Below are 13956 nucleotides of genomic sequence, written 5' to 3'. Positions count from 1 at the left end.
CCGCCTCACGTCCCGCCCGCCTCTCGCGGGTCTCGAGAAAGGGTGCTCATGAGCATCGTCCTGGTCGTCAACTCCGGCTCGTCGTCCTTCAAGTACCAGCTGATCGACATGGACCGCGAGGAGACGCTCGCGTCCGGCCTCGTGGAACGCATCGGCGAGAGCGTCGCCAGCGTCACGCACAAGACCGGGGGAGCGACCTTCGCGCGCGAGGCGGACATCCCCAACCACACGCGCGGGTTCGAGGCCATGCTGGAGGGCTTCGAGGAGCACGGCCCGAGCCTCGCCGAGTTCCCGCCGGTCGTCGTGGGGCACCGTGTCGTGCACGGTGGGCGCCGCTTCTTCGACGCGGCCGTCATCGACGGCAAGGTGCTGCAGGACATCGAGGACCTCATCCCGCTCGCGCCGCTGCACAACCCCGCCAACCTCGAGGGCATCGTCGGCGCGCGTGACGTCTTCGCAGAGACGCCGCACGTTGCGGTCTTCGACACGGCCTTCCACACGACGATGAGCGAGGCCTCGTCGCTGTACGCACTGGACGCGGCCGTCGCCAAGGAGCACAGGGTGCGCAAGTACGGCGCGCACGGCACGAGCCACAAGTTCGTCTCCGAGGAGACCGCAGGCTTCCTCGGGCGTGACCTGGGGGAGCTCAAGACGATCGTGCTGCACATCGGCAACGGCGCCAGCATGTGCGCCGTCGACGGTGGCCGTTCCGTCGAGACGAGCATGGGAATGACCCCGCTCGAGGGCCTGGTCATGGGCACCCGCACCGGAGACCTCGACCCGGCCGTGCTCGTGCACCTGTCGCGTCGAGGCGGCTACACGATCGACCAGCTCGACGACCTCCTGAACCGCAAGTCCGGGCTGCTCGGGCTCACGGGGTCCGGCGACATGCGCGATGTCCGGCAGAAGGCGAACGCGGGCGACGAGCGCGCTCAGCTCGGCCTCGCCGTCTACGCGCACCGCATCCGCCACTACCTGGGCGCGTACATGCTGCTGCTCGGAGGAGTCGACGCGATCGTCTTCACCGCCGGCATCGGCGAGAACGACGCCCAGCTGCGCGCCGACGTGCTCGAGGGCCTCGAATGGCTCGGCGTGAAGCTCTCGCCCGAGCGCAACGAGTCGTCGTCGCGGGATGCTCGCCGCATCTCAGCGGACGACTCGCGCATCGAGGTGCTGGTCGTGCCGACGAACGAGGAGCTCGAGATCGCGCGGCAGAGCCTGTCCGCGATCGCCTGACCTGAGCCGGAGCTGACCTGGAGGGGCGCGGTCTGACCCGGCTCGGCTCGGCTCGGCGGGGTCTGAACCAGACCACCTTGCCCTTGCCTCGGCCGATCACGGCTTTCCGCATCCGCATTTCGCATTCCGCGCCCTGCCTCCCACGCCCCCGCGTCGTCGGAGAGTGATCGCTGCCCGCCGATTTGCCGCTGAAGGGTGCCTCTGAAGGGTCATTTGGCTGGCAGCGATTTCGGCAGGGGCGCTGCTTCGGGGCCACTTGGCTGGGAGGGAGAGAGTCTGCGCGCGCTGTGAGCCCCACGGTGCGGATAGGGACGGTCCGCGGCGCGCCCGATGTCGGTGGTGGCGTCTACGATGGTGCGCATGGCCACAGCCCTGTACCGCCGCTATCGGCCTGAGAACTTCGCCGAGATGATCGGGCAGTCGCAGGTCACCGAACCCCTCATGACCGCGCTGCGCACCGGTCGTGTCAATCACGCCTACCTGTTCTCCGGCCCGCGAGGGTGCGGGAAGACGAGCTCCGCGCGCATCCTCGCCCGCTGCCTGAACTGCGCGGAGGGGCCGACCGACACGCCATGCGGTGTCTGCCAGTCGTGCGTCGAGCTCGCGCGCGACGGCGGAGGCTCGCTCGACGTGTTCGAGATCGACGCCGCCAGTCACGGTGGCGTGGAAGACGCTCGCGAGCTGCGAGAGCGCGCCATCCTCGCGCCGAGCCGCGACCGCTACAAGATCTTCATCATCGACGAGGCGCACATGGTGACCTCGGCCGGCTTCAACGCCCTGCTCAAGGTCGTCGAGGAGCCGCCGGAGCACGTGCGCTTCGTGTTCGCGACGACCGAGCCCGAGAAGGTCATCGGCACGATCCGCTCGCGCACGCACCACTACCCGTTCCGGCTCATCCCGCCGGCCCTCATGCTCGAGTACGTCGAAGAGCTCTGCACCAGCGAGGGCGTCACCGCCGAGCCCGGCGTGCTGCCCCTCGTCGTGCGTGCCGGGGGCGGTTCTGCCCGAGACACGCTCTCGCTGCTCGACCAGATCATCGCGGGCTCCGAGACGGGTCTCCTCGGCTACCAGCGCGCCGCTGCCCTCCTCGGCTTCACCGGCCAGGAGCTGCTCGACGAGTCAATCGATGCCTTCGCCGACGCCGACCCTGCCGCTGCCTACACGGCGGTCGACCGCGTCATCCAGTCCGGCCAAGACCCTCGCCGCTACGTCGAGGACCTGCTCGAGCGCTTGCGTGACCTCATCGTCGCCAAGGCTACCGGGCCCGGAGCCGGCGCAGTGCTTCGCGGGCTCGGAGCGGACGAGGTCGAGGCGCTTCGCGTCCAGGCCGGTCGATTCTCGCCTGCCGCACTCACGGGCATCGCCGACCTCGTCAACGAGACCCTCACCGACATGAGCGGGGTGACCTCGCCGAAGCTGCACCTGGAGCTGCTCGTCGCGCGGATCCTCGTCGCGTCGCGGGCCGACTTCATCGACAGCGGCACGTTGCTCGCCGTCGCGGACGCGCCGGGCACGTCGCCGAAGCGTCTCGCCGCCCCTGCTGTCTCGGGTGCCACCGCGCCGGCCGCTGGTTCCGCCGCGTCGGCGCCAGCGGATGCGCCTGCCGCAGCTCCGCAGGCGGTCTCGCCTGCCTCAAGGTCCGAACCAGCCGCAGCCCACGCGACGCAGCCGTCGCAGTCGCAGTCGCTTGCCGACCGTGCGCCGAACGAGGCCGTGGTGCCACCGGTTCCCGCTGCCGCGCCTGCCGCCGGGGAGCCCGACACGGCGTCTGCGGCGCGTCTCGCCGCCGCGTCCTGGGCCGCCGCGACCCCAGGGTCTGGGGCGACCTCGAGCTCCGGCGCTCCCGCAGCCTCGGCAACGACTCCGGCGGAAGCTTCGGCCTCGCCGGCTCCAGCGGCGTCCGCACCTACACCTGCATCGGCTCCGGCTCCGGCTCCGGTGGTGCTGCCGCCGACCGAGCCCTCGGCCGAACCGGCCGTGGACGCGGGGCCTCCCTCCGCGCCCATCGAGGAGCAGACCACGCCGGTCTCCGTCGGTGCAGCGAGCAAGGACTCCGAGCCCGAGCCCGACGCGGGTCGCACGGCCGAGGCCGAAGCGCCCTTCGACGGCCAAGCGCCGGCGGACGCCGACGCCCCTGCCGAGGACGAGCCACCCGCTCAGCCCGTCGCGGAGTCTGCGCCTGAACCCGAGTCTGCGCCTGAAGCCGAAGCCGAGTCCACGCCGGCCCCCGTCTCCGCGCCGGGCCTCACCGCCGCGCAGGAACCCGCACCCGGCGAGGCCCGCGAGCCGGCTCCGGTCCCGCACGCCACGGCCGCGCGAGCATCCGCTGAGCCGCCCGTGTTCGCGCAGCTGCGTGACGCCTGGCCGACGCTGCTCGAGCGCATGCGCGACCTCGGTGGCACACACGCCTGGAGCGTCGCCCAGTCGGTGCACCCGCGCGATCTCGTCGGCGACCTCCTGGTCTTCGAGGTGCCGTCGCGCGCCGTGCTCGATCAGTTCCGCGGCGAACGAGGCGCCGCCGACGCGCCGAGCGCCGTGCTGCGCACCGCCATCCAGGAGATGTTCGGCATCACCGTCAAGTTCCAGCCGCAGCGACCAGGCGGAGCGGGCGGCGCCGGCGCGCCAGGAGGAGGCCAGGCTCCCAGCCGCGGCGACGAGCCGGCGCCGGCACCAGCGGAGCCCGACCCGGCACCGGCTGCAGCTCCAGCCAAAGCTCGAGCGGCGGACACTCGCACCGCCGGCACCTCGCGAGAGCAGTCCACGGCTGCACCGACCGCGACTCCGGCGCCCTCCGAGCGCTCATCCACGACCCCTCCGGCGAAGGCCTCGTCCTCGTCGAGCGGCCTCAACTGGACCGTCGCGAAGATCCCCGGGCAGGAGTCGGTTCCCGACGACGGCCCCGGTTCCGGATGGGCGACCGCGGCCATCCCCGGGTCCGCCCCTGCTTCGGGCGCGGGCTCGACGCCTCGCGTGCCCGCAGCATCCGCGCCTGGTGCGGTGGCGACCACGAGCGCAGCACCCGCGGTGCAGGCGGCACCTGTGGACGACGAGGTGTCAGCTCCCGTGGCAGCGCCAGCCCCGAAGCGCACGCAGCGCGTCGCGAGCGCACCCGTGATTCCCGGCGTCGAGCGCTACGGTGAGGCCATCGTTCGCGAGCGCCTCGGCGCACGCTTCATCGGCGAGGACATCATCGTGCCCGAACCGGAGGCCGCCGAGCTGCCGCCTGAGGACGACTTCTCCGCACCACCACCACCTGAAGACGGGGGCTATTGAGCCGTGCGTGCACCATCATCCGAAGGTCGGAGCAACTGAGCCATGTATGAAGGCATCATCCAGGACCTCATCGACGAGCTCGGGCGCCTGCCGGGCGTCGGTCCCAAGTCCGCGCAGCGCATCGCGTTCCACATCGTGCAGACGCAGTCCTTCGACGTGTCGCGGCTCGCGCAGATCCTCGCCACCGTTCGTGAGCGAGTGCAGTTCTGCACCGTCTGCGGCAACGTCAGCGAGGGGCCCGAGTGCAACGTGTGTCGCGACCCGCGTCGCGACCGCACCGTCATCTGCGTCGTCGAGGAGCCGAAGGACGTGGCCGCCATCGAGCGCACCCGCGAGTTCAGCGGCCTCTTCCACGTGCTGGGCGGCGCCATCAATCCGATGGAGGGCATCGGTCCGGATGACCTGAACATCCGCACCCTCCTGGCCAGGCTCGAATCGGGGGAGGTCAAGGAGGTCATCGTCGCGACCGACCCGAACCTCGAGGGAGACGCCACGGCGTCGTACCTGAGCCGGCTCCTCACGAGCATCGGCGTGCCCGTCTCCCGGCTCGCCTCCGGCCTCCCCGTCGGAGGAGACCTCGAGTACGCCGACGAGATCACTCTCGGTCGCGCCTTCTCCGGCCGCCGCGCCATCGACTGACCGTCGCGCGGCGGACTGGCGAGTTCCGCCGGTCCCGCCGTCAGTCGCGTCAGCGCCGGCCGCGCCGCCTGCTCCGCCGCTGATTGCCACCCCGCTCCGCCGCGCCCCTCCGCTTCGCCCTGCTGGCCTCACTTCTGCCGCCCCTGAACCTGCCACCTCCACCCGCGCGGCGCAGAGTTGTGGGTGGGTGCGGTTGCGCGCGTTGTCGAGCGCATCTGCCCACAACTCTCTCGAGGGGATGAGCGGGTGAGCGGGTGAGTGGGTCTGCGGGTCTGCGAGGCCCTGCGTGGGGCGGTGCGACTCCGCGCGGCGCAGAGTTGTGGGCTGGTGCGGTTGCGCGCGTTGTCGAGCGCATCTGCCCACAACTCTGTCGAGGGGATGAGCGGGTGAGCGGGTGAGTGGGTCTGCGGGTCTGCGGGTCTGCGGGTCGGTGGGGCCCTGAGTGGGGCGGTGCGACGCCGCGCGGCGCAGAGTTGTGGGCTGGAGCGGTTGCGCGCGTTGTCGAGCGCATCTGCCCACAACTCTCTCGAGGGGATGAGCGGGTGAGTGGGTCGGCGGGTGAGCGGGTGAGCGGGCGAGTGGGTCGGCGGGTGAGCGGGTGAGCGGACGAGTGGGTCTGCGGGTGACCGGGCGATTGGGTCTGCGGGTCTGCGGGTCGGTGGGGCCCTGCGTGGGGCGGTGCGACTCCGCGCGGCGCAGAGTTGTGGGCTGGTGCGGTTGCGCGCGTTGTTGACCGCATCCGCCCACAACTCTGTCGAGGGGATGGGCGGGCGAGTGGGCGAGTGGGTGAATGGATGAGTGGGTCTCCGGGCGGGCGAGTGGGTCTGCGGGTCTGCGGGTGAGTGGGTCGGCGGGTCGGTGGGTCCCTGAGCAGGTCGGCGCGACCGCGCGGCGCCAGTGACTTGCGCGAGCAGTGTCGTCAGTCGGTCACCGCCCCGCAATCAACGGAAACGAACGGCACCCGCGCTAGGAACCGCATGCCCCCGCCGGATAGGATGGGAGCTTGTGGCGCGCGAGCGAGGCTCGACGCGCATCCCGAACCGGAGGAGACACGACACGTGAGTCTGATCGTCCAGAAGTACGGCGGATCATCGGTCGCCGATGCCGAGAGCATCAAGCGAGTGGCCCGTCGAGTCGTCGAGACCCGCCGAGCAGGGAACGACGTCGTCGTGGCTGTCTCCGCCATGGGCGACACGACGGACGACCTCATCGACCTCGCCCACCAGATCGCGACGATCCCGGATGCGCGCGAGTTCGACATGCTCGTCACGACCGGAGAGCGCGTCTCGATGGCACTCCTCGCGATGGCGATCAAGGACCTCGGCATGGACGCCAGGAGCTACACGGGCAGCCAGGCAGGCATGATCACCGACTCCACGCACGGCGATGCCCGCATCGTCGACGTCACCCCGGTGCGCGTGCGCGAGGCGCTCGACGAGGGCGCCATCGCGATCGTCGCCGGCTTCCAGGGCTTCAACCGCGACTCCAAGGACATCACCACGCTCGGGCGCGGAGGATCGGACACGACCGCCGTCGCCCTCGCGGCGGCGCTCGGCGCCGACGTCTGCGAGATCTACACCGACGTCGACGGGGTCTTCTCCGCCGACCCGCGCATCGTGCCCAAGGCGCACAAGCTGAGCTACATCTCGAGCGAGGAGATGCTGGAGCTCGCCGCCTCGGGTGCGAAGGTCCTTCACATCCGCGCGGTCGAGTACGCACGCCGACAGGGAGTCACGCTCCACGTCCGCTCGTCGTTCTCCGACCACGAGGGCACCATCGTCTACAACCCAGACCGGGCAGAGGAGTACGAAGTGGAAGCAGCAATGATCGCGGGTGTCGCCCACGACCTGAGCCAGGCCAAGATCACCATCGCGGGGGTTCCTGATGTGCCAGGCAAGGCGGCTGCGATCTTCACGATCGTCGCCGAGCAGGGCGCGAACATCGACATGATCGTGCAGAACGTGTCCGAGCAGGACACGAAGGTCACCGACATCTCCTTCACGCTCCCCAAGGCCGACGCGCAGCGCGTGCTCGACGCCGTCGCCGCGGAGGGCGAGCAGATCGGCTACGCGTCGCTGCGTCTCACGGAGGACATCGGGAAGATCTCGCTGGTCGGATCCGGCATGCGCACCAACATCGGCGTGACGGCGAAGCTCTTCACTGCGCTGAAGGATGCTGGCATCAACATCGACATGATCTCCACGTCCGAGATCCGCATCTCGATCATCACGCAGGCCGACCTCGTCACCGAGGCCACCCGTGTCATCCACACCGCCTTCGACCTCGACGGCGACGCCGAGGCAGTCGTCTACGCAGGCACCGGCCGCTGACGCGGCTGAGCAGAAAAGAGCACTCATGAGCACCAAGTTGAACGTCGCCGTCGTCGGCGCGACCGGCCAGGTCGGCGCCGTCATGCGCACCCTCCTCGAGGAGCGCGACTTCCCCGTCGCGAGCATCCGCTTCTTCGCCTCCGCCCGCTCGGCGGGAACGACCCTCCCGTTCCGCGGCGAGGACATCACGGTCGAAGACGTCGCCGTCGCCGACGTGAGCGGCATCGACATCGCGCTCTTCTCCGCGGGGGCGACCACGTCGCGCGCGCAGGCCGAGCGCTTCGCCGCCGCCGGCGCGGTTGTCATCGACAACTCGAGCGCGTGGCGCCGCGACCCCGAGGTGCCGCTGGTCGTCTCCGAGGTCAACCCGGAGGCCATCGTCGCGCCGCCGAAGGGCATCATCGCGAACCCCAACTGCACGACCATGGCCGCGATGCCCGTCCTCAAGGTGCTGCACGAGGCGGCCGGTCTCGAGCGCCTCGTCGTCTCGACCTACCAGGCCACGTCTGGCTCCGGCCTCGCGGGTGCCCGTGAGCTGTCCGGCCAGGCCGTCGCCGCGGTCTCGCAGGGCGAGGAAGCGCTCCTCGGGCTCGTGCACGACGGTTCGTCCGTCGAGTTCCCGGCTCCGGACAAGTACGTCGCCCCCATTGCCTTCAACGTGATCCCCCTCGCCGGGTCGGTCGTCGACGACGGATCCGAGGAGACGGACGAAGAGCAGAAGCTGCGCAACGAGAGCCGCAAGATCCTCGGCCTCCCCGAGCTTCGCGTGAGCGGAACGTGCGTTCGCGTCCCCGTCTTCACGGGCCACTCGCTGTCGATCAACGCCGAGTTCGCCGACGCGCTCACGCCTGACCGTGCGCGCGAGCTGCTCGCTGCGGCGCCGGGCGTCGCGCTGGTGGACGTGCCCACGCCGCAGCAGGCTGCCGGCGCCGACCCGAGCCTCGTCGGCCGCATCCGCCAGGACCAGTCGGTCGACGGCAACCGCGGTCTCGCGCTGTTCATCTCGAACGACAACCTCCGCAAGGGCGCAGCGCTCAACGCGGTGCAGATCGCCGAGCTCGTCGCCGCCAAGGCCTGACGGCCGCCTCTTCCGCACAGAACGGACGCCCTCTCGGGGGCGTCCGTTCTTGCGTCTGGCGCCGAGAACGCCGCGGCGGAACACGCCCGTGGCGCCCATTGCATTCGAAAACGGCAAAAAGCCCAGAATGTGACGACTGACGTGCATCCTCGAAGCGGACGTGCATCTGCCTCGGACGTAGACTGTCTCGGTGACTGATTCACAGAAGATCTACGACGTCGTCCTGATCGGCGGGGGCATCATGAGTGCCACCCTCGGCTCGCTTCTCAACAAGCTTGAGCCGGAGTGGAGCATCAAGATCATCGAGCGACTCGACGGGCTCGCTCAGGAGAGCTCGAGCCCGTGGAACAACGCGGGAACTGGGCACGCGGCGCTCTGCGAGCTCAACTACACGCCTGAGAAGGACGGCGTCATCGACGCGTCCAAGGCGATCCAGATCAACGAGCAGTTCCAGGTGTCTCGTCAGTTCTGGGCCTCGCTCGTCGAGGCGGGCGAGCTGCCCGAGCCGTCCGGGTTCATCAACTCCGTGCCGCACATGACGTTCGTTCGAGGGGCCGAGAACGTCGAGTTCCTGCGTCGCCGCTTCGAGCTGCTCAAGACCGAGCCGCTCTTCTCGACGATGGAGTTCTCCGACGACCTCGAGGTCATCAAGGCGTGGGCGCCGTCGCTCGTCGAGGGGCGCCCGTCGGGCGAGAAGGTCGCCGCGACGCGCGTCGCCGCCGGAACCGACGTCGACTTCGGTGCGCTGACGCACAAGCTCGTGCAGGGTCTTGTCGACCGGGGCGCCGTGCTGCGCCTCAACACGGAGGTCATCGCGCTCCGCCAGCAGCGCGACGGCATCTGGCAGATCGCGACGCAGCAGCGTGCCGGCGAGCAGAAGGGCCGCAAGAACGTCACCCGTGCGCGCTTCGTGTTCGTCGGGGCAGGCGGCGGCGCGCTTCCGCTGCTGCAGAAGTCTGGCATCGACGAGATCAAGGGCTACGGCGGCTTCCCCATCTCCGGCCAGTTCCTGCGCACCGACAACCCGGCGGTCGTCGAGAAGCACCTCGCGAAGGTCTACGGCAAGGCATCCGTCGGCGCCCCGCCCATGTCGGTGCCGCACCTCGACACGCGTGTCGTCGACGGCAAGCCGGCCCTCATGTTCGGGCCGTACGCGGGCTTCAGCCCCAAGTACCTGAAGACGGGCAGCTACCTCGACCTCGTCAAGTCGCTGCGCCCGCACAACCTCATCCCGATGCTCGCAGTCGCGAAGGACAACTTCGACCTCGTCACCTACCTCGTCGGCCAGGTGCTCGCGAGCAAGGACAAGAAGTTCGAGCAGCTGCAGGAGTTCTTCCCGGAGGCGAACGCCGCCGACTGGCGCCTCATCACGGCGGGGCAGCGCGTGCAGGTCATGAAGAAGGACCCGAAGCGCGGCGGTATCCTGCAGATGGGCACGGAGGTCGTGGCCAAGAAGGACGGTTCGATCGCCGGCCTGCTCGGGGCCTCGCCCGGAGCATCCGTCGCCGTGCCGGTCATGATCGACCTGCTCGGCCGCTGCTACCCGCAGAAGAAGGCCGAATGGGCCCCGAAGCTCGAGGCGCTCGTACCGAGCCTCGGCACCGACGTCAACGATTCGGCCGAGCTCGCCGACTCAACGCAGGCGGCCAGCGCGAAGGCGCTTGAGCTCAACGCGCACTAGGCCACGCGCTCAGGCAGCCCCGAGGCGGCCAACGCACGCCACCGAAGCCGTTCCGCACCCGCGGGGCGGCTTCGCTGCGTCAGCCCTGGTCCGATCGGCTGCCCAGCGCGAGACGCACGACGACGCCCACGAGGAAGACGCCGAGCGCCGATGCCAGCGCAAGCGGGGGCAGCGTCACGACGAGCACGACGCAGCCGAGGGCGCCGAGCGCTGAGACGGCGCGCGGAACGCTGCGGTGCTCCCTCGCCTGGGTGAGCGCGCTGAGATTCGCGACCAGGTAGTAGACGAGCACTCCGGCGCTGGAGAACCCGATGACCTCGCGGATGTCACCGACGCAGATCAGCAGCGCGGCGCCGGCCGCGACGGCGAGCACCGCGACCCGGGGCACCGAGGTCGACGGATGCTGGCGCGCCAGCGGGCCGGGCAGCTCGTGTCGTCTGCCCATCGCCATCGCCGTCCGGGAGCTCCCCGCCAGCACGGCCGAGAGTGCCCCGATCGAGGCGACCGCGGCAAGGATGCCGACCGCGGCCCGGACGGCTGGCTGAGTCTCGACGAGGGCCGCTATCGGAGCCGGTGTCAGCGCGAGCCTGCCCGGGCCGAGCGTTGTCAGGAGCGCCCATCCGAGCATCGCCAGGATGACGCTCACGATGAGGAAGGACAGCAGCATCGCCCTTGGCACGGTGCGCCGCGGATCGCGGACCTCCTCGGAGAGCGTCGCGACGCGGGCGTAGCCGGCGAAGGCGAAGAAGAGGATGCCTGCGCCCTGCAGGACGCCGCTGGCCGAGAACTGGGCATCGCTTCCGGACGCGGAGCCGAAGAGCGGCGGCGAGAGCTGCGCCGTGACCAGGACTGCGACGAGCCCGAGCATCACGACGCCGGCGATGATCGTCGCGATGGCCGCTGTCCGCGTGATGCCGAACATGCCGGCGGCGGTCACGGCGAGCAGCACGGCGAGTGCGACCGGCCGTGCGAACGGCTCAGGCACGAGGTACGCGGCGGCTGTGATGGCCATGGCCGCGACCGAAGCGGTCTTGCCGATCACGAAGCCCCAGCCGGCGAGGAAGCCTGGCCACTCGCCGAGCTGCTCGCGCCCGTAGAGGTACACGCCACCCGCTCCTGGATGCTGGCGCGCGAGCTGCGCGGTCGATGCTGCGTTGCTCGCGGCGACGACCAGCGCGACGCCGAGGCTCAGCAGCAGCCAGCTGCCGGCCGCTTGGGCCGCCGGGGCGAACGCGGAGAAGACGCCGGCGCCGAGCATGGCAGAGACTCCGATCGCCGTCGCGCCGACCGTGCCGACCTTCCTCGGCTCCGCCATCTGCTGCATCCGCCCGCTTCCCGCTCGTGTGCGCAGCGCCTGTTCGCCTGTTCACCTGGCCGAGGATAGGGGCCGTCGGTGAACGTCGCACGACGGGTACGCTCAGGCGATGACTTCAGCTCCGTTCACGATTCGCGCGACGACGCCAGACGACTGGCACGAGGTGCGGGAGATCCGGCTCGAGATGCTCCAAGACACCCCGCTTGCGTACACGGAGACCCTCGAGGAAGCGCTTGGCCACGATGAGGCGGAGTGGCGGCGGCGGGGCGCGCGGGGCGATGCTGCCAACGGCATCTCGCTCGTCGCGGTGCTCGAGGACGGCCGCTGGGTCGGCACCATGGGGTGCGTCTCCTTCCGGGATGAGCCGTGGCCGATGCTCGTCAGCGTGTACGTGGCGAGCGCCTTCCGCGGGGCGGCGGCCGGGGTGACGGATGCGCTGCTCGCCGAGGTCGAGGAGTGGGCCAGCTCGCGGGCGTCCGGCCTCATGCTGCACGTGCACGAGGACAACGCGCGGGCGAGGGCCGCGTACGAGCGGCGCGGCTTCGTCGCGACCGGCTCGACCATCCCCTACCCGCTCGATCGGCGGCAGCGGGAGCTGGAGATGGTCAAGCGGCTCTGAATTGTCGCATCCCGCGAACGGTGTCACGAGGTGGGCGGATGCGCGCCGTGCGGGTACGATCGACCGGGCTCAGCCCTGAAACGAGGAGGACCATGGCCAAGCTGTACTTCCGCTACGGGGCGATGAACTCGGGCAAGTCGACGGCGCTGCTGCAGGCGGCGTTCAACTACGAGGAGCGCGGGCACCGGGTGGTGCTCGCGAAGCCGGCGATCGACACGAAGGTCGAGGGGGAGATCTCGTCGCGCCTCGGCATGACGAGGGGCGTTGAGATCCTCGTGGGTGTCGAGGACAGTCCCCGCGAGCAGCTGGCGGCGCTGGTCGCTGACGGTCAGCCGATCTCGTGCCTGCTCGTCGACGAGGCCCAGTTCCTGACGACCTGGCAGGTCGATGAGCTGCTGCGCATCGCGGTGCTCGACGGCATCCCGGTGCTCGCGTACGGCATCCGCACCGACTTCCAGACCATCGCGTTCCCCGGGAGCCAGCGGCTGCTCGAGATCGCGCATTCGCTCGAGGAACTCAAGACGATCTGCCGCTGCGGGCGGAAGGCCATCTTCAATGGCCGCCGCGTCGCCGGCGAGTTCGTGTTCGACGGCGGCCAGGTCGCGATCGACCAGGGCGAGGTCAGCTACGAGTCGATGTGCGGCAACTGCTACCTCGAGGCGTCGCACGGCCGACTCGGGGCGGGGCGCCTGTAAGTCGTCTCCGACCGGCGCACCCCGCCCCGAAAGCCCGCCTCAGGCGACGGTGGTCAGCTGAGCTCGGCGCGGAGGATGGCGGCTCCCGCCGACAGTGCGCTCAACTTGCCGTAGGCGACGTCTCGCGGCAGGGGAGCCATGCCGCAGTTCGTGCTGGCGATGAGCTTGTCCGCATCCACGAACTGGAGCGCCTTGCGGAGGGTGTCGGCGACCTCATCCGGGGTCTCGATCTCTTCGCTCGCCACGTCGATGGCGCCGAGCATGACCTTCTTGCCGCGGATCAGCTCGATGAGATCCATGGGCACGTGCGAGTGCTGGCTCTCGAGGGAGACGATGTCGATGGACGACTGCTGGATGAGCGGGAACGTCTTCTCGTACTGACGCCATTCCGCCCCGAGGGTGGCCTTCCAGTCGTTGTTCGCCTTGATGCCGTAGCCGTAGCAGATGTGCACGACGGTCTCAGCGCCAAGGCCCTCCGCGGCACGCTCGAGAGCTGCGACGCCCCAGTCCTGCACGTCGTCGAAGAAGACGTTGAAGGCGGGCTCGTCGAACTGGATGATGTCGACTCCGGCGGCTTCGAGCTCCTTGGCCTCCTGGTTGAGGATCGTCGCGAACTCCCACGCCAGCTTCTCGCGGCTCTTGTAGTGGCGGTCGGAGAGGGTGTCGATCATCGTCATGGGCCCGGGGAGTGCCCATTTGATCTTCTGGTCGGTCTGCTGCCGCAGGAACTTCGCGTCCTCGACGAAGACGGGCTGCTTGCGGCTCACGGCTCCGACGACGGTGGGCACGCTCGCGTCGTAGCGGTCGCGGATGCGGACCGTCTCGCGGTTCTCGAAGTCGACGCCCTCGAGGTGCTCGATGAAGGTCGTGACGAAGTGCTGGCGGGTCTGCTCACCGTCGCTGATGATATCGACGCCGCGATTGCGCTGTTCCTGGACGGCGATGCGAAGCGCATCCTGCTTGCCCTCGACGAGCGCCGCACCCTCGAGCTCCCAGGGCGACCAGAGGACTTCTGGCTTCGCGAGCCAGGACGGCTTGGGCAGGCTGCCGACGCTTGCGACGGGGAGGAGTGTGTTCATGTTCGTCGATC

At 69.9% G+C, this 13956-nt stretch carries 10 protein-coding genes; 8 read left to right on the top strand and 2 right to left on the bottom strand.

Going from position 1 to position 13956, the window contains the following annotated elements; genetic code table 11:
• Positions 1–48 precede the first annotated feature (48 nt).
• The 6 genes from C5E07_RS13015 (at position 49) to C5E07_RS12985 (ending at position 10237) form a co-directional block, all read left to right on the top strand.
• The gene (locus C5E07_RS13015; protein WP_104299874.1) at positions 49–1236 is read left to right on the top strand and encodes an acetate/propionate family kinase; all 1188 of its coding nucleotides are present in this window, start codon (positions 49–51) and stop codon (positions 1234–1236) included.
• A 360-nt stretch (positions 1237–1596) separates the two neighbouring features.
• Positions 1597–4509, top strand: coding sequence for a DNA polymerase III subunit gamma and tau (locus C5E07_RS13010; protein WP_104299738.1), 2913 nt, complete (start codon positions 1597–1599; stop codon positions 4507–4509).
• A 42-nt stretch (positions 4510–4551) separates the two neighbouring features.
• Positions 4552–5148, top strand: a complete 597-nt coding sequence (recR, locus tag C5E07_RS13005; RefSeq protein WP_068476612.1) for a recombination mediator RecR — start codon at positions 4552–4554, stop codon at positions 5146–5148.
• 1058 nt (positions 5149–6206) lie between these two features.
• Positions 6207–7478, top strand: coding sequence for an aspartate kinase (locus C5E07_RS12995; protein WP_104243220.1), 1272 nt, complete (start codon positions 6207–6209; stop codon positions 7476–7478).
• 25 nt (positions 7479–7503) lie between these two features.
• Complete coding sequence (locus tag C5E07_RS12990) at positions 7504–8556, top strand: aspartate-semialdehyde dehydrogenase (protein WP_104243219.1); 1053 nt, start codon at positions 7504–7506, stop codon at positions 8554–8556.
• A 190-nt stretch (positions 8557–8746) separates the two neighbouring features.
• A complete protein-coding gene (locus C5E07_RS12985; protein WP_104299737.1) occupies positions 8747–10237 on the top strand; it encodes a malate:quinone oxidoreductase in 1491 nt (496 codons plus the stop codon).
• A 79-nt stretch (positions 10238–10316) separates the two neighbouring features.
• Here the strand turns inward: C5E07_RS12985 and C5E07_RS12980 are convergent, their stop codons facing one another.
• Entirely contained in the window at positions 10317–11552 is a 1236-nt protein-coding gene (locus C5E07_RS12980; protein ID WP_258063938.1) for an APC family permease, read from the bottom strand.
• Positions 11553–11661: 109 nt separating this feature from the next.
• Here C5E07_RS12980 and C5E07_RS12975 point away from each other — a divergent pair, with 109 nt between their 5' ends.
• Together C5E07_RS12975 and C5E07_RS12970 are read left to right on the top strand one after the other, a co-directional pair.
• Entirely contained in the window at positions 11662–12171 is a 510-nt protein-coding gene (locus tag C5E07_RS12975; protein ID WP_104299735.1) for a GNAT family N-acetyltransferase, read from the top strand.
• Positions 12172–12263: 92 nt separating this feature from the next.
• On the top strand, positions 12264–12866 hold the full coding sequence (locus C5E07_RS12970) for a thymidine kinase (protein ID WP_104299734.1): 603 nt from the start codon (positions 12264–12266) through the stop codon (positions 12864–12866).
• A gap of 53 nt (positions 12867–12919) precedes the next feature.
• On the opposite strand, the gene C5E07_RS12965 is transcribed toward C5E07_RS12970, so the two are convergent.
• A complete protein-coding gene (locus C5E07_RS12965; protein ID WP_104299733.1) occupies positions 12920–13945 on the bottom strand; it encodes a methionine synthase in 1026 nt (341 codons plus the stop codon).
• Between the last annotated feature and the right edge of the window lie 11 nt (positions 13946–13956).

This window comes from Pseudoclavibacter sp. RFBJ3 (genome assembly GCF_002931375.1).
GTDB lineage: Bacteria > Actinomycetota > Actinomycetes > Actinomycetales > Microbacteriaceae > Pseudoclavibacter.
Note: the sequence above shows the minus strand (reverse complement) of the source record. Positions and strands in the feature narration are given on the sequence as shown.